Source organism: Catenovulum sp. 2E275, from assembly GCF_025515275.1.
GTDB lineage: Bacteria > Pseudomonadota > Gammaproteobacteria > Enterobacterales > Alteromonadaceae > Catenovulum.
In genome coordinates this window covers 60,811-83,381 of sequence record NZ_JAOPFU010000008.1, presented here as the reverse complement: position 1 = coordinate 83,381, position 22,571 = coordinate 60,811, and the positions used below count along the sequence as shown (strand labels likewise).

General features: G+C 39.1%; 18 protein-coding genes. 3 read left to right on the top strand and 15 right to left on the bottom strand.

Annotated elements, in window-relative coordinates; all coding sequences use genetic code 11:
- Positions 1-15: 15 nt before the first annotated feature.
- The 7 genes from N7931_RS06555 to N7931_RS06525 form a co-directional block, all read right to left on the bottom strand.
- The gene (locus tag N7931_RS06555; RefSeq protein WP_262792804.1) at positions 16-1,446 is read right to left on the bottom strand and encodes a surface lipoprotein assembly modifier; all 1,431 of its coding nucleotides are present in this window, start codon (positions 1,444-1,446) and stop codon (positions 16-18) included.
- Positions 1,447-1,604: 158 nt separating this feature from the next.
- Positions 1,605-2,411, bottom strand: coding sequence for a Slam-dependent surface lipoprotein (locus tag N7931_RS06550; protein ID WP_262792803.1), 807 nt, complete (start codon positions 2,409-2,411; stop codon positions 1,605-1,607).
- A 183-nt stretch (positions 2,412-2,594) separates the two neighbouring features.
- Positions 2,595-3,536: a TonB-dependent receptor domain-containing protein gene (locus tag N7931_RS06545; protein ID WP_262792842.1), complete on the bottom strand. Its 942-nt coding sequence runs from the start codon at positions 3,534-3,536 to the stop codon at positions 2,595-2,597.
- 226 nt (positions 3,537-3,762) lie between these two features.
- The gene (locus N7931_RS06540) at positions 3,763-5,292 is read right to left on the bottom strand and encodes a transposase (RefSeq protein WP_262792802.1); all 1,530 of its coding nucleotides are present in this window, start codon (positions 5,290-5,292) and stop codon (positions 3,763-3,765) included.
- Between the two features lie 92 nt (positions 5,293-5,384).
- Positions 5,385-7,538, bottom strand: coding sequence for a TonB-dependent receptor (locus tag N7931_RS06535; RefSeq protein ID WP_262792800.1), 2,154 nt, complete (start codon positions 7,536-7,538; stop codon positions 5,385-5,387).
- A 159-nt stretch (positions 7,539-7,697) separates the two neighbouring features.
- The gene (locus tag N7931_RS06530; RefSeq protein WP_262792799.1) at positions 7,698-8,633 is read right to left on the bottom strand and encodes a FecR domain-containing protein; all 936 of its coding nucleotides are present in this window, start codon (positions 8,631-8,633) and stop codon (positions 7,698-7,700) included.
- A gap of 51 nt (positions 8,634-8,684) precedes the next feature.
- On the bottom strand, positions 8,685-9,956 hold the full coding sequence (locus N7931_RS06525) for a TIGR03862 family flavoprotein (RefSeq protein ID WP_262792797.1): 1,272 nt from the start codon (positions 9,954-9,956) through the stop codon (positions 8,685-8,687).
- Between the two features lie 145 nt (positions 9,957-10,101).
- Here N7931_RS06525 and N7931_RS06520 point away from each other — a divergent pair, with 145 nt between their 5' ends.
- The gene (locus tag N7931_RS06520) at positions 10,102-10,572 is read left to right on the top strand and encodes a VF530 family protein (protein ID WP_262792796.1); all 471 of its coding nucleotides are present in this window, start codon (positions 10,102-10,104) and stop codon (positions 10,570-10,572) included.
- Positions 10,573-10,636: 64 nt separating this feature from the next.
- On the opposite strand, the gene N7931_RS06515 is transcribed toward N7931_RS06520, so the two are convergent.
- From N7931_RS06515 to N7931_RS06485, 7 genes are all read right to left on the bottom strand, one after another.
- Positions 10,637-11,524 carry a hypothetical protein gene (locus tag N7931_RS06515; protein ID WP_262792794.1) on the bottom strand — a complete coding sequence of 296 codons (888 nt, stop codon included), beginning with the start codon at positions 11,522-11,524 and terminating at the stop codon, positions 10,637-10,639.
- Between the two features lie 3 nt (positions 11,525-11,527).
- Entirely contained in the window at positions 11,528-12,226 is a 699-nt protein-coding gene (locus tag N7931_RS06510; protein ID WP_262792793.1) for a hypothetical protein, read from the bottom strand.
- Positions 12,227-12,444: 218 nt separating this feature from the next.
- Positions 12,445-12,795, bottom strand: coding sequence for a DUF2200 domain-containing protein (locus N7931_RS06505; RefSeq protein ID WP_262792791.1), 351 nt, complete (start codon positions 12,793-12,795; stop codon positions 12,445-12,447).
- 75 nt (positions 12,796-12,870) lie between these two features.
- Positions 12,871-13,203: a YnfA family protein gene (locus N7931_RS06500; RefSeq protein ID WP_262792789.1), complete on the bottom strand. Its 333-nt coding sequence runs from the start codon at positions 13,201-13,203 to the stop codon at positions 12,871-12,873.
- A 154-nt stretch (positions 13,204-13,357) separates the two neighbouring features.
- Positions 13,358-15,145: a hypothetical protein gene (locus N7931_RS06495; protein ID WP_262792788.1), complete on the bottom strand. Its 1,788-nt coding sequence runs from the start codon at positions 15,143-15,145 to the stop codon at positions 13,358-13,360.
- Between the two features lie 83 nt (positions 15,146-15,228).
- Positions 15,229-17,055 carry a PhoX family protein gene (locus tag N7931_RS06490; RefSeq protein ID WP_262792786.1) on the bottom strand — a complete coding sequence of 609 codons (1,827 nt, stop codon included), beginning with the start codon at positions 17,053-17,055 and terminating at the stop codon, positions 15,229-15,231.
- A 67-nt stretch (positions 17,056-17,122) separates the two neighbouring features.
- Positions 17,123-19,243 carry an endonuclease/exonuclease/phosphatase family protein gene (locus N7931_RS06485; protein WP_262792785.1) on the bottom strand — a complete coding sequence of 707 codons (2,121 nt, stop codon included), beginning with the start codon at positions 19,241-19,243 and terminating at the stop codon, positions 17,123-17,125.
- A 203-nt stretch (positions 19,244-19,446) separates the two neighbouring features.
- Between N7931_RS06485 and N7931_RS06480 the strand changes: the two genes are divergently transcribed.
- Positions 19,447-20,145, top strand: coding sequence for a phosphoglycolate phosphatase (locus tag N7931_RS06480; protein ID WP_262792783.1), 699 nt, complete (start codon positions 19,447-19,449; stop codon positions 20,143-20,145).
- 204 nt (positions 20,146-20,349) lie between these two features.
- Positions 20,350-21,135, top strand: a complete 786-nt coding sequence (locus tag N7931_RS06475) for a BPSS1780 family membrane protein (protein ID WP_262792781.1) — start codon at positions 20,350-20,352, stop codon at positions 21,133-21,135.
- Positions 21,136-21,218: 83 nt separating this feature from the next.
- Here the strand turns inward: N7931_RS06475 and N7931_RS06470 are convergent, their stop codons facing one another.
- Positions 21,219-22,571, bottom strand: a complete 1,353-nt coding sequence (locus N7931_RS06470) for a DUF58 domain-containing protein (protein WP_262792779.1) — start codon at positions 22,569-22,571, stop codon at positions 21,219-21,221.

Sequence of the window (22,571 nt, the reverse complement as noted above, 5' to 3'; positions counted from 1 at the left end):
TGACAAAAAATTAACTTAAAACTTTTTTTCCAACTTAAAGCTAATGCTATTGCGATTGTGTGAATACAACCAGTCAACATTACTGCGTACTTTGCGATGCTTTAAAGTTAAATTGGGTTCTAACCCATAAAACCTGAATTTGGGAAAGCGGACAATTAACGTATAGTTTTGCTCGATATCACGACGTTTTTGCTCAAATATCGCGCTGTACTCATCGTGATCACGTTCGCGTAGCGCGGTAAATAACACCGCATTAATTCCCTGATTAAAGGTTTTAGCCAAACCCGTACGAATGCCAGTTTGTTGGTAAGCAAGCTGATCAACCTGAGCTTTTTTGCGGCTATAATCAAGCCCACCAAACACCATCCAGTCATTAGGTAGTGCGTACCAAGCAGTCGCAAAGCCAGACCAAATCCCACCGTTGTATTGATCGGCCAAATTATCTTTGCGATAACGCTGATCTTTATAATCAGCCTCTAGCTTAAACATGACTTTATCTGTTAAATAATGCAGCCACTCCCCATGTACCCCCCACGCGCCATATAACGAGTTATTACCATAATGGCTAAACTCAAATGATGGTGCAATTGCATACTGGTTACGCATATTGTGATAACTGTAACCAAATTGAGTACTGAGTTGGTTTTCATTGTAATGGGCATAATCTTTATAGTTTTGCCCAAACCACACTGAACGAACATACATCCCGTGATGACCAGACAAAGCAAATCGTTTATTTAAACTCAGCTCGTATCCCAAGCCGTGAGCTTGAATTGCCGACGGGGTTTCGCGCTCGTAAACACAAGTTTCATCGTAATAATACAAGCAGGTATAACTTTCTGAGGTTTGATTCAAATTATCAGACCATACCGGCCCTGCGGCAATTGAGCCTTGCCACGACTGACGTTTATCTACCGCTTGTAAAAATCGTTCAACCGTTGTTAAAACCCCTTGCTGGCGAGGATCATCTGGATTGAGTGAAGTAAAAACTTGAGTCAACATTGCCTGTGATTCACTGTCTTTACGGTTTTCAAATAGTACTCTTGCCAGCTCTAACTGCCCCAATAAAAAATCGGGTTGAATCTCCAGTAAAATTTTAAATTCAGCTTCCGCTTGATCCATAAAACCTTGCAAGCGAGCTAATGATCCTTGAGCATACGCCACAAGCATAGGATCAGAGTTTTCAAACATTAAATACTCATTGAGAAAATACACCACCGCAGACCACTGTTTTTGTTGTACAGAAAGGTATAGCGCCCGCCCAACATCGTTGACCTCATGGCGAATAGTGTAGGTTTTACCATTTATAGTTAAGGTGGGACGCTCGCCTTTAAGATAATCCTCATCTTTAAGGATTTGCCGTTCTTGCTGATTTGCTTCTAATTCAAGACGCTGATTTAACCGTAACGCAGTGTCCTGATCATCAGCATGGCTGCTTAAACTCAACAATAGCAAGCTGAAAAAGCCGCAGGGAAAAACAATATTTTTTGTGTGGGTATTGAAAAATAATAAAAGTCTGGTTAGCATACAAGCGCTCAAAGCAAAAAGAAGCCAGATACCTCTGCCAAGGTATCCGGCTTTGTTTAAAAGACTAGGTAAACAATTTAGTCGGCTACTGAACCACCAAAGGCCGTGTCATATTGATTATTGGTAAATTCAACCATGCCGGCTAAATCTTCATGGCTGTTATAAAATCGGCCAGAAACATCACCATTACTTGCCAATGAACCACTGGAGTCAGAGGCTTCAGCGGTAGAACCAGAGATAATAGCAGTAGATGAGATCGCAGCTGTTCCAATATCAATTTTAAAGCCATTGCTATTTTCTATGCTGCCTGTCAGTGTTCCGTATGAGCCATTGAACGTAGCTTCAAACTCTCCTGATAATAAATTGCCGCCACTAGCTGAACTATAATCATTAATTCCAACAACGTTATAAGTGACACTGCCAGATGATGGAATTGAACTGTCATAATCTTTACCAAAATAATAAACCGTATGTGACCCATTTGTTACATCACCATTAGATGACCATTCACCAATCCATAAATCGTCACTGCCTATTTTGGCAAATGCAAATACACCCATATTACCATGGCTTGACGGTGCGCCAGAATAAGGAGCTGAAAACTGGAAAACTTCATGAGTGCCCCAGTCAACATTTGCATAACTACTGGTTGAATAACCACTTATGCCTTGAAAGTCCACTTGAGTGCCTATTCCGGTTGCGTTTACCCCAAAACCGGCAAGTCCGGCGGTATGTACTGTACCTGCATTCACATCTGATTTACCAACGCTTACATAACTTCCGTCACTGGTATCACCATAATAGTTACCCTCGGTAACTGCAGCCTGAGCAGTTGATGCTACAAATGTAGCTGTAACTAATAATGCTAGATTAAATTGTTTCATAATTATATTTCCTTTTAAGTTTATATACCCAAGCTACATGAAAGTGCATATCTCGTATCTTCAAGCAGTTTGGGGGTCAGTCATTAAAACGATCCTTGTACTTATACCCGTGCTCCCTCAAGATGAATATTTCAAGCATCTTGAAGCAGCACGGTATATCTTCCTTGTATTAACCGGCTCGGCTTAAAACCTAGCGGTCAAACTGAGTTTAACCGTGCGCCCCGGTGCAGCCATAGCCGAGCGGGTGGCAGGGTCAACATAATATTGGTCGGTTAAATTGGTTCCTACTAACTCCATAGTGAGCCTTTCTGTTACCTGATAATTTGCATACGCATCAACCAGTAAAGTCTCGCCCCAGCTAAACGGAATATTATAAAAATAGAGGTAGTTGCCCACCCCTGGGTTATCCGGGTTATAAGCATGGCTGGCATACCAGTCTAAATCTTTATTTTTGTATTTTTGATAGTAGGTAATACGACTGCCCAGTTCTAACTTGTTTTCCAAAAAGCGGCCACCAACCGACCAGTTTGCTGAAAACTCTGGCGTTGCTTGAGTTAATAAATAACTGTTAGGAAAACCGTATTTCATACACTGAGGGATAGGATCTGTTTTGGCTAAGCTCATACTTTGCATTGAGAGTATAGCTGCGGTATTTTCATCACAAACTTCATTTTTAAAGGTGGAATTAACCCCAAAATCAGTGAAGAAACGACCAGAATCATATCTTGCTGTAAACTCAATCCCGCTAATAATTTGTTTGTCGATATTTTCAAAGCGGAAATAATTATCGCGGTCAATCACATCGCGAGTTAAGTGGTGATAGTAAGCCAGTTTTACATCGGCAAATTCAGCTTCCGGCAACCATGGGGTTAAATCTGAGACAAAGGCAAGTTCCCAGTTATAAGCATGTTCGGGTTTAAGTGGGTATTGACTCGTTGATGCCGAAAAGCCGACTGTGCTTTCAAACATGGATGGATAACGCAAATCTTCTGCGTAGCGGAAATACACTCGGTTGTGATCATTTATATTTGCGGTAATGCCAAAATGCGGAACCCAACCATTGTCTTTTTTACGCTCGGCATTTACGGTTTCAAAGCTATTAACCGCTCGAGTGCTACAATTAATGATGTTTTGATCATCCAGCGAACCATTTAAACAGGCATTGAGACTGTAGAATTACTCATTTTTTGAAGTGATTTATTCTTTTAATGGCCAATATTTTTATCTGATTTTGATTACTGTTCATGTAGTCATTTTTGATATGATTTTTATCTGGTTTTTCTAATGAGTAGTGAGGCGGTGGCTAGCTACTTTGATCGTAATTTCGGGCGAAAAGGCACCTTTTAACCTTTTATTGCAGGCTATTTCTGAGTTTTTCGATGTTGTGAACTAAGCAGTACATTTGCCATTGTGCATTCACTTTGGTTTTCCCGCGTAAGGTGAAGTAACCCATCCCTTTATTTTTGGAAATATTAGCAAAGACAGGTTCAATGCAGCCCAGTCGTTTGCTGTATTCACGTCGCCCTTGTGGACTGTCTATTTTGGCTTTCATTTCATCACTGAGTATTTGAGCCTTTGTGCGCTGTTTATCTATCGGAATTGAAACTTGCCGGCCATGATTTTTAGGCTCTTTTTGCATACATTGTTTACGCAAAGGGCAATCCCGACAATCTTTCAGGTAAGCCTGAAACCGCGTATGCGTTGCATCGGCTTTTGGTTTGGCGGTTAGCCACATGAGGTTACCCGCTGGGCAGATACAGGTTAGGTCAGCCTGATTGAATGTGAACTCATGGTAGGTAAAGAGTTTGTGGCTTTTATCGGTTCGCGCCTTTCGTTTTTTAGCCTGATTTTGTTGATAGGTTTTACTGCTTTGAAAGAGAGGATTACGGCTTCTGAATCCGGTATCGGCAATGTAAGCATCTATCTTTTCGTTGGCTAAAAACTGAATATTATCATGGCTGTTAAATCCGCTGTCGGCACTGAATTTGGCGGTTGTTAAGGAGCCTGATTGTTGAATTTGAGTGAGTGTATTTTGCAGCTGTTTGATAGCCGGTTGTAAAGTTTGTTGTTCACCAACAGAGCCCCACGCTTGTGCTTGTAAGATAATTTGATGTTTGTCATCGCTAATGGCAATGCCATTGTAACCTTGAATGGTGCCTTTACTGGTGGTCATTTTAGCACTGTCGTTATCGGTGATGTTGCTTTTAACAGGAACATTTCGACTGCCGATTCGTTCTTCATTTTTTGCTAAGAAGTGTTCAATTTTCTGGGCGGTATTGTCTAACTTTTCTTTTTGCTTTAAATCCTGAGCGATATCATTTTCGGGTAATTCATCCTGCGCTTTATGTGCGGCGATAATCCGTTTGCTGGCTTGTCTGAGTCGTTTAGCTTTTTGTTTAAGTTCTTGATGTGTACCACTCCATTCTTTACTGGCATTAGATGGTATTTTGCAACCATCAATAGCAAACATATGGTGGCCAATTAAGTTTTCCTGCTCACAAATCATTAAGACTTGCGTAAATAAGGGCTCAATGTAATCACTCATATTGGCGACAAAGCTGGCAATTGAAGTGAAGTGAGGTTGTGCATCACCAGATAAAGCCATAAACGTGATATTGGTTTGGCAGGCCTGTGCAATTCGGCGGCTTGAAATATAACCGCGAGAATAGGCGAACAATATGATTTTGAGCATGACGGCAGGAGAATAGGCAGCAGCGCCGCCTTTATCATTTTTATAGCGGTTATCAAACGTGGTTAAATCTAAGTGTTTATCGACAATATGGCTTAGTGCGAACTCGAATGTACCGGGGAGGATTTGCGCAGAAAAATCAACGGCAATAAATTGATTTTGGTGTGAGTAATCAGGCTTGTAATTGGCCATAAATAGGAAGCATAGGTGAATAATAGTTATTAGATCATATGAGATCTGGCAACTCAATGTTTCTTTTCAATAAGTTACAGATTAAACTGAATTTATTTATAAAGGCGAGATGAGAGTAATTCTACAGTCTCATTATCCGCTCGATCATAATTACCGTCTGTATCTGGTTCCCATAAAATAACATGCTCTTCATCAACATATTCTCCAGTGCCGCTTATAATCCCTCCCACAAAGATGTCAAATATAAATTGAGGCATTTCACCTGAATCAACTAGCGCTTGCCACTCTTCAACTTGAGGTGTGCTATAGATGTAATCGAGCTTATCTTGCTCATCGTTAAAATAACGCCGAGTTTGATAATTCAACTCATAATAATGAGTATACTGAGTACTAATTTCGCCTTCGTGAGCACTTACATAATCATCAAATGCCCAAAACGAGCTGTAACGCATACCGGCATTTAACTCCAAAAATTCAGTTGGGCGCCAAGCAAAATCAAAATCAAATTCTTTTTGCTGGCGTCGCCCTTCCCGCGGAAACATAGCACTTGCATAGGTAAGCCGTTCGTCATCTGAACGCAATTGCTCATGCTGATAACTAGCATTTATGGTTAAATCGAGCGAGTGGGTTACATTAAATTTGTTACTTAAGTTAATACCTGAGCGCACATTGTCTGAATGGCTAATCGCGTTGTTTTCAATTATCGGATTTCCCTGCTGAGTATTCATATTGTAATCAACATAATTAGGGAATCCGCCTCGGGTATAGGTATTACTTTCAGTATCTGTATGCCATAAATTAATATGCAGATCGATCCAGCGGTTACCTTCTGGTTTAGCGATATATTTTATATGATACGCTTTTGCATCTATTTTACTCAGTGGCCACTGTACTGTTCCGCGTTGTAATCGGTCGATTCGCGATGGCATTATTTCGCCATAAGTTGAATCTGACTGACGAAAACCCAATTCAAGTTGCTGGTTATCTGACAAATGAAAAGTGGATTTAAATAACCAAGACTCCATTTCGTTGGAGGTATTTAAGACCTCGTAGCCGGGTTTCCAGAATGAGGCCATAGAGGTTATATAGTCTTTTTCGGATGCTTCTCCGGGCGTATCGTAATAACCTGTGTTATGAGTACCTGCATAATAATTACCGCGTTTTCGATAAGCGTAACTGGCTAAAATATCAACTAAATCTGTTTTGTTAGCAACCGCTAAACGGTAAGTATAATCGTCACCAGAAAACACATTAATACCACCGCTGTCACCATCTGGTTGTACAACTAAAGTTACATCTTCTATGCCGTTATTATCCGGATAACCTTCTACGTCACGAAAATCTTCACCTGTGTGTAAAGCGGGCACCCGTTCTTTTACCGCATTACTGCTGCCCTCTATTTTTACTTCTACCCCAAAATTTTCACCGGGTTTAACAATGTCATCCACGCTCAGAGTATTGACCACCATTGCGCCACCAACACCGGTATTAACATCTCTTACAGAGCCAGCTCCTTTATAAATTTGCACATTGCTCACTAAATTAGGGTCAATATAACTTCGGTTAGTTGCGCCGTTATAACCACGCCAAACGACTATTGATTGCTCTGAACCATCAATTGCAACAGGCACTCTACCCGGCCCTTGAATGCCGCGAATATTTAAATCTAATGCGCCACTATTACGCGCTTCGCCGCTGAATATACCGGGCATGCCTTGCAATAAATCTGACGGCGTAGCACCTTTATAACGTTCAACTTCAACTTTACCCATATAGGTAGTTGAAATATTTTTATCAAATACCTCGTTGTAACCTTGCTCGTCGCGACTAATCACGACACCGCTCCCTTTAACCGTTACTTTATCCAGATACATGACATTGTCTGGTATTTCTTTTAATAACTCACTGCTTGTCCCTATTCGGTAAGCACCGTTTTCCTGTTCTAGCGCTATCAGCCCTGTACCTGCGAGCAAGCTTTGCAAACCGTCTATTGGCGTGTAAGACCCCTTTAAGCCTGCACTGGTTTGATTTTGGCTTAACGCACCATCCAAATACAGCTCTAACCCTGCTTCAAGCCCAAATTGGGTTAATACTTGATCTAAACTACCTGACGGTATATTGAATTCGCGGCTTTCAGTAAGTTCTGTTTGCGCTTTAACTGGCATAGAGACTGCTGTTGCTGATAGCACAGCAAAAGATAATGCGGTCAGCGCAAATTTAACTTTGGGGATTGATTTTAAATTCACTTACGGTGTTCCTCTTATTTTTGTTTATTCAGAATTTTACTAATAACACCGAATAACAAACAAAAAAACCGTAATGATAATAATTTTCATTTTCATTAAATCATTATCAAACCTTACTTTCAATCACTTAAATAATAATGATAAAATGCGTTAAATAGTTTAGCGAGCGCTTATATTAATCCACCACGGGGTAATATATTGAATATCGACAGGCAAAATCTCACTTACCCGTGACAAAACTTTATGAGTATCGTTTAGAGAAAAAACGCCAGTAATAATCTCTGCAGATAATTCAGGGGCAATTCTGATAATGCCCGAATGGTAGCGCGATAACTCATGAATAAATTCGGTTAACGACATATTGGATACTGCTAACTTGCGATAAACCCATGCTTTTGAGTCTAGGTAAGCTGAAAAGTGTTTGTGGATACCGTTGGTATCAAAATCTGCACCTTTATTGGTTTCAATAATATAGTTAAATGACTGACTTTTAGGGGTAATTTGTACCCGTCCCTGATAAACATTCAACCGTGTTTGCTGATTCAGTTCACGAACCGTAAACTCAGTGCCCAATGGCCGCATTTGGCCATGGCGGCTAATTACGGAAAACGGCTTGGAATGATCGCCCGTTGCAACCCAAATTTCCCCTTCAAGTAAACGAATATGTCGCTGGTTTAAATCAACATCAACTTTGGTTGCCGTATTTAAAGTTAACCGCGTACCGTCATCTAATAAAATATCGCGAATTTCACCGGTTTGAGTCAGGTAGTCTGCCTCTTCATTTAAGTGTGAGCTCAATTGACGGGTTCCCACAACACCAACGCCCAAACCCACGCCAATAAAAGCTAATAAGCGGCGGCGGCTAAAAGATTTGTGCTGAATTAAAATACGGCTGCCCATTTTGCGATCAGGCAGCCTATCAAAAGTATCACATAATTTTTGCAACTTTTGCCATGCGTCTTCATTGGCGGGATCAGCCTTGCGCCATATTTCACAAGCTTGTTGATCCTGAACAGTTACATCATCCGCCAACAAACGAGCCATCCAAATACAGGCCTGATCAAGAGGTTCAACGGGTGAGCTGCTTCTGTCCATGTAATGCTAAGTATCCAATTGCTAAAAGAATAAAGCAGCAATTATTGCGAATTAAATCTGCTTGTTCAAGTTGTTGCTTAAAAAATCACATACCCCTGTAGCAGCAAGCCGCCCAGTCGCAAAACACGCAGTTAATAAATACCCACCGGTTGGCGCTTCCCAATCCAGCATTTCGCCAGCGCAAAAAATACCGGGGAGCGCAGTTAACATTAAGTTGTGATTAACACTGGACTGACAAACACCACCGGCACTTGAGATAGCTTCTTCAATCGGTTTCACTTGGGTTAATGTAACGGGCACTTGTTGAATTGCACGGGCTAGGTATTCAATATTATGTAATTGTGTTTTATCAAATTTTTCAAATAACAAAGCTATTTCGAGTGAGTTAAGCGCAATACTGCGTTTTAAATATTTATTAAAACTTTCTTTTGGTTTTTTATTGCTCAGCTTTTGGCAAATTTGCTCAAAACTTAAATCCGGAATTAAATCTATGGTGATATTTGCCTGACCAGTTTGATTAATCGCATCACGTAAATATTTAGAAAATGCATAAAATAAACTGCCCTCAAAACCATCTTTAGTGACAATACATTCTCCTTTTTTAACCATTTTTTCGCCATTTGGTGCAGTAAAATGCAAGGCAATATTTTTAAGTTGAGTACCGGCAAATTGATTTTGAAGATAAGTTGACCAGTTGCAATAAAATCCACAATTAGCACTTTGTAGCTTATGCACACTCACGCCTTTATCCGTCAATAAGTTAAACCACTTACCGTCAGAGCCCAATTTAGGCCAGCTTGCGCCGCCCAAAGCTAATACAACTGCCTGCGCGGTTATTTCAGTCGGTTCTGCTTTGTTGATAAAGCTTAATTGATAGCCATTTGATTGGTCATGTAAGTTAAATGGTGCTAAGGCGATTAATTTATGATTGGGATAAAACTCAACTCCGTTGTCTCGTAAATTTTTTAACCAGTTACGTAACAAAGGCGCAGCTTTCATATCCTGCGGGAATACTCTGCCGGATGATCCGGTAAAACTGTCTATGCCTAAACTTTTCATCCAAGCTTGAATATCATCTGCGGTAAATTGGCTGATAGCTTGGCTAAGCCATTGTGATTTTTCATAATAACGGGTAATAAATTGCGGATAAGGCTCTGAGTGTGTGATATTCATGCCACCAACGCCCGCTAATAAAAACTTACGTCCGGCGCTGGGTTTTGCATCAAATACCTTTACCTTAAAACCGGCTTGACTAATCACCTCGGCAGCCATTAATCCGGCAGGACCCGCCCCAACAACCACAACAACTTTATCTGAATTCACTCAATTTAACTCTCAACAGCGCAGCCAACGGCTGAAAAGATTATTTTATCTCATAAATTGAGCAAACAAATAGCGTTAAAATAACCAATTTACTTTGATTTAGTTATACAATACTCAGCCTTGAATCAATAAAAGAGCAGCGATCATGACAGAACAAAACGAAATGCTGAATAACCCGCTACATGGGGTAAAGCTTGAGCAGCTATTAACTGAGTTAGTTGAGCATTATGGCTGGGAAATTTTGGCTGAGTACACCCGGATAAAATGTTTTGATAAATTGCCAAGTATTGAGTCAAGTTTAAAGTTTTTACGTAAAACCGAGTGGGCAAGAGAAAAACTCGAAATTTTTTATTTATACAAATTTAAAAACCTGCCAAAAGCAGACGATGCCAATTATGCCCTGCCGCCACGCAAACGGATTATTCCTGCGCATCAAAAACCAAGACAGCCTCAGGTATTAGTTTTAGGTCAAGCACCTCAGCCAAAAGACCGAGGTTCAAATAGCCGTAATCAAAATACCAGTAAACACCCTGCACGTAGAACACCAAGAAATAAAACCCGTCAGGATAACCAATCGGCAGACAAACCCTATGATCCTTGGGCAGTCCATAGGTAAAATAAGCGGGTAAATGCTTTTATAATAAACGCATCTAAGATTTGTTAAGTATTAAACAATAGCGTTAGTGTTGGGCTGCTATAGTACAAATACCACTTTTACTGGTATTTACTTTTTCAAGGTCTTGAATAGGAAAAGCAATAAACCAAGACCGAATATCTTTTACTATATTCATTCCACATCGTTCATCGACAATATTGCCTCTAATAACTTGACGTTGTGTATCCTGCTCTATTATGAAAGTTTTAGCTTGTGCATTTATATCCTGATACTGTCCAGCTAAAGCGTTTTTAGCTATTTCGAGCGAGGTAACAAGTAACTTACTCAATATTTTAGACAATAAATTCACATCTCCAGATTTGAGTGACTCTACCTCATCTTTATTTAAGGTTTGTCCATAGACTTGAACCATATTTTGATATTGATTATCCGGCTCTTTACGTGATTTTTTGTTCTGTTTTCGAGGGATCCAAACATGCGTTTTAACAAATAACCTATTCATTTCTGAGTTACTAAAAAAAATTGGTTTAATAAAAACAGGAGAAGTTTCAGCTTGTTTAATTAAAGAGCCATTAATTAACTCAGACAATGAAATATTCTGAGATAAATCAATAAGAGGTGTTATTTCTGAATTGGCATTTTTCTGTGCTTCTGCTAGTTTTTTATCTCTTTCAGAATCAATTAATGTAGAGTGTGTTCCAATTTGTAAGACTAAACCAGCAATTCCTGCATCACCTTGATATAAAACGGGTGTTCCATCTAATGTATTGTTGCGATTATAGAGGCCTCTTAGATCAACTAAACCATCCCCAGAGAACTTAATTTTAAAATCGATATAGTCAGACTCGAGATGATTTATGTGTTTTAAATAATCATCTTGATAGGGGGTAGAGCCACACCCTATCAACAAGCTTGCAACCAATAAATTGATTGCGAATATAAACATTTTCATGTTTTAAATAGCGGTCTTAATTTTATGCTTCGTATTTTCTATAGCTTGATAATAAGCCATAGTTACATTTGGAAATGTTGGCGGTTCATCCCATTCACCTGATGGCTGAATCTTTTCATCAATTGATAAATATTGAAGGTAAGCATTTGTATTTAAATCAATAGCGTATAATAAACCAGATAAGTATCCCTGCGGATCACCATTAGGAATATAGTTACTAAAACTTCGAAATGCCCCATACTGGTGTATTTCTAACACCACCAACACATCAATGCCTAAACTTTCTTTTAATGGCCTAAAATCTTTTTTGGCGTAACCAAGTTCACCTTTAAATTTTTTCAACTTATTAATCGGCTGGGATAGCTCAACCATTGATATATTGTTAGAACGTTTCTGATATGAAGATAACACTAAACCTTTAATATTATCTAGTTCTTCGGTTGTTATTGTACTCTCTAAATGAGTATCTAATTTACTTGTTAATGCAGAAGCAACTCCATAGCATAGCAAACACCCAGCACCATATATATGAGTTGTAGCTTTATCAGATGGTGATACATAAACAAAACCTAGTTTTAGTTCATCTTTGGCCAAAAGATTCGTATTTAATTCAACTACAGGCTGAGGCGTTGAACCACATGAAGCCAATATTAAAGTAAATACTAAAACAAAAAACGCTCTGAGTTTAATTTTCCAATTCATTTTATTATGTTCCTATTTATAATTTTTAATCTATCCTAGAGTTTAGTTACTATTTATCTTTATTTTTAAAAGACCAAAATACTTTACATATTTACATATTTACATATTTACATATTTACATATTTACATATTTAAATAAATAACAAATATTTAAAATAAAACCTCTACCATTCTCTCTAAAAAAGTACAAAAATCTGATAAGAAAAAGTACTTATGAATTACGCTGAACGCAAAATTTTATCCATTGTTTTACCTTTAGCGAGTTCATCAATTAACTTATCCAAATAACGGATTTTTTGCATGAGAGGATCATCTATCTGCTCAACCCGTACTCCACAAACCACACCTTTAATCAGGTGAGTATGCGGATTCATTTTTGGGGCCTGAGCAAAAAAGGCTTCGAAACTATGATGGTTAATCAGCTGTTCTGCCAACTGTGTTTGGTTGTAACCAGTTAGCCAGCTAATAATGTGATCGACTTCTGCCTGAGTGCGGTTTTTACGCTGCGCTTTTTGCACATATAGCGGATACACTTTAGCAAACGGCATACTAAAAATTTTATGTGTCATACTATTAGCCCATGCATCCAAAGTTGTTCAAAAATCAAAAAATAATCCAGAGTCATGCCAAATATCATCCTTTTGTTATGACGATCTTGGCGCAAACATAATAATCGCCATTCCGGCTAGCGCGACGGCTGAGCCAATTATATCCCATGTGCTGGGGCGAATACCGTCAACGCCCCATAACCATAAAATGGCGACAAAAATATAAACACCACCATAAGCGGCATAAACCCGGCCTGCCGCGGTGGGGTGCAAAGATAATAACCAAGCAAATAACATTAAGCTAAAAGCTGCCGGAATAAGCAACCAAATACTTTTCCCTTCGCGCAGCCACAAATAAGGAAGATAACAACCCACAATTTCTGCAATTGCGGTAAAAATAAATAAAATAAGAGTTTTAAATTCAGCCATATCTGCTTTGTTCCCTGAGTTAACTTTAGCTCAAGTTTTTAAGCATAAGCTCAATTTAATATCCTTCCAAATCTTTTCACTGGCAAAGCCGATGGTCTAACAACTTAAACCACCGGTTTTGTTAATTCATATACGGCTTTACTGCCAGTTTCGGTTATCTTAATACGACTTCTAATCCGGTTGGCGTGCCGTTCTTAATAAACTCATGCATATTATTTGTAGCCGGTTTAAGTAAAGGTGTGCGCCCCCAAATATAGCTTTGTTCTTCAACTATGGTTTTATAAGTTTTATTTAACTGACTCGCTCTTTGTTGGCTGGGTTTGAGCAAAAGATCAATATTGTTATGTAAATCGTTATAGTTAGTTTGTGCTAATTTTTCCGAGACAGTTTTAGATTCATCATTCACTCTGTACTCATCCGCAAAACCACCATTGTGTTTTAAATACGTTGTATACTCGTTATCGCCATTGCTCAGTTTGCGCTCAATGGTGCCAACAAAATCTTTTTGGCTCCAATGATACCAGCCTAAATTAAACTGGTTGTCGTTGTATTTACGTGAATAGGCAAACGCATTATCAGTGACAGCGCTAATTCCAGAGTGGCAACCCATACAAAATACAGTTTCTTCATAGGTTTGAGGACGCAAGTCACCTTGTTTATCTTCAATAAACCCTTGCATTTTCCAGCCTAAACCCGTTTGCAACCCTTGTTCAGCATCGCCTCTAAATTGGCGTAATCTATCGGGAAAATCATGTTTTTCTTTGATTTCACCTAATCCCGCGTTTTGGAGCTGCCCATAATTATTCCAGTTCGACTTTTGGCTGTAGCGAATTTCTTTCATCCGGTTAGCCAATTGTAAACCGCTGTTTTGGGTGTAATCGATATATCTTAAAGTGTGTAAAAACTCGGTACCGACCGGGTATAAACGAGCCGCCATCTTAATTTCACCGCGATTAAAAGCCGTTTTAGCTTGCCCAACATACGACATAAAAATATTTTGATTAGGTGCCCATTGATATTTTATGGTATCAGTTTGAGTTAATTGACCATTTTTATCCAAATCCACCTGATAAAGCTGCTCATCAACAGTTTCAATTTTTAAATCCTGTTCTTTAATCATTGCTTCGACAACCGCCAAGTTAATTTTATAAACTTGCGCATCAAACTCGCCTTTATCATTGAGCCTAAATACTTTTGGTAAACGAATTAAAACATCACCTGTTTGGCCATTGGTTGGTAAAAAGCTGCCCGGCAGAGGCGCATAAGCAAAGGCTCGCCAGCCGGTATAAGTGTTATCTGGGGTGCGATCAAATCCTTGATTATCAAAGTTAAAGTAAGCATCTGGAATAAAACCATCCCACTGCCCGTTTTGATTAGCATCCCATGCTTTGTCGGCTAATTCAGTTAAGCGTTGTTTAACCATAATATTGCCATTTTCATCAAAATAATTAGATTGTTTAATATATTGTTTAATTTCCTGAGCGCTTATTTGTGCCGTTTTTGTACTAAAGTCTCTAAACAGGTTTTTCCAGCGATTAGTTTGGGTATATTCTGCGGTAAACCCGTATTCAAGCTGTAAATCAACATCATTAAAATGATTCGGTCTGATGGCTTGGCCGTGACAAGCAAAACAAGTGTTGTAGGTTTTACCTAATTCGTCCTGAGTTTTTACATAACATTGTGCTGGTATATAAGCCGACTCGTTATATAAAACATCGTCACGGGTATAAGTTTGGTTTTTTAAAAAATCAGTCTGCGCAGCTATATTTTCGTTATTTTTTTCGCTTTGGTTTGCAGCCCTTGTTTTAGTATCAGCGCTTTGATTAGAGGTTGTATTTTCTGTGGCTGATTTGGCAGATATTGGTTGTTCTGTAGGTTTTTCTTCTGATTGACAGGCAGCTAATAAAAACAACACAACACAAGAAAAAATTAAGTGTTTCATGGTTCACAACTCAGGTTAATTACAAAAAATGGGAGTGGCTTTCGCACACTCCCAATCTATGCTAATCCGTTAATATGACAGGATTATTTTGCAGAATTAAATTTAAACGGGCCAACATAACCCACTTCTGATTTAGAAGAGTCACCAAATGGATGTTGTGTTACCGCCGTTAGGTAACCAAAGCCGTTAATATCTTTATGCCAGAAAGGCGATGTTGTTTCTGCATCAACCGGAGTGGTAAAAATACGGGTTAACGTGCCTTTGTCTAAATCATAGTTCCAGATCATATTATTAATATGTGCACTGGTATCTTCGCCAATAATTAAGCTGTTAGAATCGGCTAAATAAGTTACGTTATCCGGCGATGCAATTGAGGTCACGTCACATGAGTTACCAGCATAGTCGCTCCCTTCTTCATAACTCGCCGGAATCCCTTCAACCAATGAGCTGATGTTTTTAGCAACATAGCTTGAACCAATGTTTGAATCTTCACCCACTGCTAGCTCATATACTGCACCACATGCGTTTTTAGATACACGAATATCATTATTGCTGCCTGCATCATTGCTGCTGTTATCTTCCATCCCCCTTGCAACTTCAGACATAGCTAAATATAACTTGCCGTCTTTAGCGTTATAGCTGATACCTTCTTCTTTGCGGAACTCAGTTGTTGCACCTTTGTAACCGGCAAAACGGCGAGTTTCTAAACGAGAGGCAACCATTTCATCCATAGCATCTACTTTGCCATCTTTAGTAATGTCTAATAATTTCACACACTCTAAACCAGCAGATGTATTGATAGCAGTAAAGCCTTCGCTACAAGCATTATTTTCATCTGCTTGTTGTATTTCAAAAATTTCAGACAGGTGTGGTTTAGCTGCAACATAAGGACGAATATCTGCATTAGATGCATGACCTAAATTAACCCAAGTTAAATCTGCTGCACCCGCACCTTCGGCAGAGGTTTGATTCCATTTAACGGCATATAAAGTACCGGCACTTAAATCAGTTGCTTCATCTGCGATAAACATGAAAAAACCACCGTTAGTACCGTCGTCAGATAAATAAACTGTTTTATTATCTGGCATTACATACGCAAGCTCGTGCGCAAAACGCCCCATGCTATAGTGTTTGCTATAAACTGCTTCGCCATCGTCATTAATATGTACTTCTGGTGTCCAGCCATAATAATACGGGTTAGCCATATTCATATCGCCACCCCAGTAAGGTGCGACTGCATCAAAATAACCGTCACCGGTAGAATTATCTGTGCCAACAGTTAAGTCACCACTTGGCTCATATTCTTCAGAACCTAAATGAGATTGCCAAGGGGTTGTTTGACCCGCACAGTGGATCCAACCACCAAATTCTTCTTTTTGGCTGATAAATTCTAATGTTCCGGCTACTGGGCTTAACTTACCCATTTGATCTTGTTGTAATTGCTGTACATATAATGAGCCGATATTACATTCAAATTGTGAAACCATATAAATTTTGCCGTTGCGCTGCAAAATACTGTTATGGTCTAAGCCTGAGCCCACCGCTTCATCTGCACCGGTACAAGTATAAGGGCTGCCATCTTCAAACTTGATAACTTCATCCTGATAGTCTTTAGAAATACCAAATTGTTCACCCGTGATCTCATCTTTATAATAAGTTTCCATCAAAGTGTGGTAATTAATGGATTGTAGTTCACCATTTATTGTCACTTCGGTTGATGCTCTAACTGCTTTTTGAGCCGCATCGGTTAATGGCACAGCTAATTCAGCAAACTCAAGCGTAACGGTTTGTTGTTGAGGTTGTTCTTTATCATCCTCATCATCACTTAAATCTAAATCTACCGAACATCCTGCTAAAGCCACAGCAACCGTAGTTGCTAATAAGCTCATTTTAAATAAATTGCTTTTCATTTTTTTCTCCATGGGTGTGGGCTGTGGCATTGCTTAATGCAGTGCCACAATAAGTTTTATAGTGTTATTATTTTTGTCGTCTGATTTGTCTTCTTAGCATTGCCATCACTAAACCTGCTAGTGCAAACCAATAACCTGAAGAGCCACTTTCAATTACTAAATCAGCCTCTTGCTCATCCGGCTCATCAGTAATTTCTTGTGTTTCGGTGATGGCTAAATCTAACCAAACTAATCTGTGATCAGATGAAGCAGTACGGCTTTCAACTAAATAAAAAGCATCGGTTTCTTCTGTTGGCCAAAACACACCGCCCTGCTCTACATTTAAGCCAGCTTTTGACGGTAAAACATAATCAGCCCGCATAGCCCAAGTTGCCGTGTGAAAAGGAGATAAATCCGAGTAACCTGCATTAGCAGAGCCCCCTTCAGACGATGGTGCATAATTTGCTGAAACGAGCGGATTTAACAATAATTGTTCGATAGTGCCAGGATAAGAATCACCCTCGGTAGATGCATTTAAATCGCCGGTAATGACAAAACGTGCACCTTGATTTAAGCCACCTTGTGCGCCGTTATCGTCGTATATATAAGCGGCGGTTGAGGTATCAACATAATCAGCCCAAAATCGAATTTCATCATGATTACGGCGACCGTTTCTGTCTTCGTCACCATCAAATGTTGGTGGGGTTGGATGGCTAGCTAATACGTGAATTGTTTCACCATCTACCATAACTGGCACGTCCCAGTGCGATTTAGAAGATAATCTAAACTCTGCTGTTTCTGCCTCGTTGTACCAGTTAGCACCTGTTTGCGGATCGCTTGGCATTAAATGATTAGGCATGTCTTTCCATAAAAATTTCTGGAAAGTACGAACTTTATCTTGCGCGATTGGGTAACGCGATAAAATAACCATTGCATAATGCCCAGGGAAACGTCCAAACCCATAAGCATCATCCTGAGTTGCAGTAAACTCACCATCATTATTTAAATCAAAACTGGTCGGCTCGCCGGTGTTAGAAGGGGCAACAAAATAATAAGGGTAATCAATGGATACCGCATTTTCGTTCTGAGCAATGTTAAGGTATTGAGAAATAAACATTTCAACACCTGAGTTAGTGTCTGCAATGTAATCAAATTCATTTAATAAAATAACGTCTGGACGCACGCGCTGAATAATCTCAGCAATATTTTTAATTTGTTGATTTTCACCAGAGGCAAGTTCATCAACTAAAATTTGTGAGCCTTTTGTGTCAATATCATCCGAAGTATAGTTTTCAGCTTCCATACTGACATTAAAACTGGCAACTCGAATTGAATCGGCAGATTTTTTTGCTTTAACCTGATATTTAACTGGCTCTTTAACCGCCTCAACCATAATCGTTTTAGTCACAGTTTTGGAATTTGAGCCAGTGTCTGTCACAGTTAAACTTACGGTATACTCACCTGCTGCGGCATAAGCGTGGGTAAATTCGATATCAGTTGAATTGCTACCATCGCCTAAATCCCATGAATAGGTATAATCACCAGCAACACCACCATAAGCATAAGCTGAAAAATCAATTTCATCGCCTGCCATTACTACACTTTCAGACATGACCAAACCCGCCTGAACCGGAACGGTCTCTATACCTGCCACATCCACCATAACATCATCAATATGCCAAGCAGCGTTATTGCCTTCTGCATCAGCAGTTGTTTGGTAGTGATACGCTAAATAAACGCTTTGCCCTAAATAAGTCGCTAAATCGATATTACCTGATGACTCAAAGGAAGAGCCACTAGAGCCTTGCCCGTCTTGTGGTAAAGCTGCGTTTAACTCAACCCATGTTGCTTTACTTGGGTCAGTTCCGGCTACATAATCAGTTGATGCTTTAACACTTAAATTTTTGCCGTCAAACCGAACGCGAGAAGTAAAACTAAATTGAGCTGCAGTAATGCCCGCGGGTGTTAAATCAATAGCAGGTGAAATCAACCAATCGTCACTGCCAGTCGTCCCACCATAACCGTTCATTAAAGCTGTAATTACGCCTCTATAGTCATCTAAGCCCCAGTTTTTATCGCTTGAGACGCTATAAGCCGTAAACTGACCATTCAAACCCTTGCTAAAATCTTCACTAAAAAGGGGTACTGCATTAGCCTGTGCAAATATCGCAGACGCGATTACACTGGTTGTAATTAACTTGCGTAACATGCTGTATCTCCGTGATTTATTGTTTTAATACTTAAACAGAGCTGTATGCTATGCAGCCAAGGTTAAAGTTAAATGACCAATAAGTTGCATGTTGCAGACAATTTAATGACAGCGGAGCATAAAATTGAACCAGTCAATGACAAACAAAGATAAGCTGTTAAAATGCAGCTTCATTTTTAATCGGCAGTAACAGAGATAATATTTTGAGTCAGACACAAGCAAACGTTTTATTATTTGATTTAGATGGCACTTTAATCGACAGCGCACCAGATTTGGCCTTAGCCGTTAATTTAACACTTGCTGAACTGGGACGTACTCAGTTTCCAGAAGAAACTATTCGTGGCTGGGTAGGCAATGGCGCAAAAGTATTAATTGAACGGGCGCTGAGTGGTAGCCAGCAAATTTCAGAACATTTAGATCCCGCTTTTGCTAAACAAGCTTTGGCGATGTTTTTAAATAACTACCAAAACAATATTTGTGTGAAAACCAAACTCTACTCAGGGGTAAAACAAAGTTTAGCCGAGTTAAAAGATTCAGGTTACCGTTTAGCAATAGTTACCAACAAACCTGAGCAATTTATTAACCCTATTATCAAAGGCTTAGGTATTTTAGATTATTTTGAAGTCTGTGTTGGCGGTGATACCTTAGCTAATAAAAAACCTTTGCCGGACCAACTGTATTACGCTTGTGAAAAAATGGAAGTCGATATAAGTCAATGCATTATGGTAGGTGATTCGCGCAACGATATATTAGCCGCTAAAGCAGCAGGCATTGCCAGCGTAGGCCTAACTTACGGCTATAATTATGGCGAAAACATTGCTGAACAAAACCCAGAGTGGGTATTGGATAACTTTGCAGATTTAACCAATATCTTAACTAACTTACAAACTCAACCGGCTTAAAAAAGTTTATTCATTCCAAAATATATTGTGCTATCAGCAGCCTTAATTAAAATAATTCAGGCTGCAACACTTATTTCTTAAATCACTCATAAAGCTTTAATACAAATCTATTTTTCAGCAAAACTTTCCAATAAAATCAATTGCCAAAAGTGTGAACCACTGCCAAAATAAACACTTTATTAACATTAAAATATGGAAGTATGTATGGAAAACCTAAGTACAAACCCTTATCAAGCACCCGAGGCAGAACTAGACCCTGTTATCGACCCACAAAATTTAGCTTTTGGCGATCCACAAAAAAAACCGGTTGGTCATGGCTGGCAATGGATTAAAGATGCTTTTGCCTTATTTAAACATTCGCCCGGAGGCTGGATTATCACTATGCTGATCGGTCTGGTTTTATTTGTTGCAATCAGTTTAATACCGATCATCGGTGGTTTATTTATGATGCTAACCACCTACGTTTGGGCTGCTGGCTTAGTGCACGGTTGCGGTGAGCAAGAAAAAGGCAATAAGTTTAAACTCAGTTATTTATTTGCTGGTTTTAAATTAGCCCCTGGAAAATTAATTGGTTTATCATTTGTTATAAGTATAGTGAGTGCGGTCATTATGATCGCTTGTGTTGGCTCAGTTTATATGGATTTAATAACGGGTGCTGGTAACCCGGATGCAATAATCGGTCAAGATCCGCTCAAATTTGCTCTGTCTATGCTAATTGGTTTTGCACTCTATTTACCGTTAATGATGGCGGGTTGGTTCGCACCGGCTTTAATTATTTTTCATCAATTTTCAATATTTAAAGCGATGAAAGCTAGCTTTAGCGGCTGTTTGCGCAATATTATGCCGTTTTTAGTATATGGCATCATCTTTTTTGTATTTTTTATCTTAGCGATTATTCCAATTGGCTTAGGATATTTAATTGTGATGCCTATGATGTATGCTTCAATGTATACGGCATACAAGGATATTTATTTGCGTCAAGGTGAATAATCAGCTCTAAAACAGTTTAAACGTTAAAATGGCTGCAATTGCAGCCATTTTTATATTCCACAATTTAAGGTTTGTTAAAGTAATTACAGCAGGCCACTTTTTTTAACTGACAAGTAAGTATTAATTACTTTTGCAGTTAACTCATGTGTTTTAACTTGAAAACAAATAACGCCTTGATGCTGCAACAGGGCCAATCTTTTTTTAATTTTATGCTCCAACAAGCTGGCAGAACTATAGGCCAATGCTTGTTCAAAGCTAACCACCTCGGCCTGGCGCATATTTTCGTATACAGGCTCAGTAATACTCACCACAGCTACTAAATGTTTTTGTTGTAAGAGCTTACAGGCTTCGAGCAAATCAGCAAAATCTTCATCCCTTAAGCAGGTAACCAATAAAGTTAATGAGCGTTTGTGCTGATTTTTCATTAAGGTTTGTGCTGTAGCTAAATAATCACTTGCGCCGGCATCAGGATATAAGTCAAAAAAATGATTTAGCACCTGCCCTACATTTTTACCACCTTTGACTTTACCTAACCAACGGGTTTGCTCACCAAAACTCATAAAGCTGAGTTGGTCACCACTTTTAAGCACTGTATAACTTAATAAAATTAAGGCATTTAAGGCATGATCAAAATAGCTTAGTTCATCATCCTGCACTTTCATTCGTTTACCACAATCCAGCAGTACCGTAATATTCTGGTTTTTTTCTTCCTGATATTCACGGGATATTGGTTTGTTAAACCGGCTAGTTGCCGCCCAGTCTATTTGCCGAATAGAATCGCCTTCGCGGTAGTCTCTTAGTTGATTAAAATCCATACCTGAGCCACGTTTATTAAATACTTTTAATCCTGCTTGGGTTAAATTTAAACTACCGTTTAGTCCGGCTAAATCAGCGATTGCGGAAAAATTGGGAAATACGTTTAGCTCTGTTAGTTGGTTACGCTGCCAGCAAACTTGCCAAAACCCAAATCGGGATAAACAGCGTAGTAAACTAGCAGGTATTTGGTATGCTCCGCGCTTAACTGCATTAAACTGATAACTCAATTTTTGCTCAGACTGAGCTGCTAAATCAAATGAGGTTAACGGCGTAAGCTGGTGGCAAATCTCGGGCAGTATATCAACTACTTCTATCGTCCACTTTTTAGTGCTCTGGTTGGTTAAAATTAAAGTCACTGTTTGCGTAACATTAAGTGAAATATTTGTTTCATGTATTCGCTTTAAACCGATATCCGGTAAACTAATCCAACTCAACCCTATATCAAATAAAGCTAAGCCAGCCAGAAAAACCAACCCAAAGTAAAAATAACTAATTTCAAGCTGATGCAAATAATGCTGTTCAATCAATGGAAAAATCAAAGACACTAGCATCAAGCATGCAATCAAGCCAAGAAATGCTCTGGTTGGCCGGATACTTTTTAGGTTCTTATCGGCTTTCAT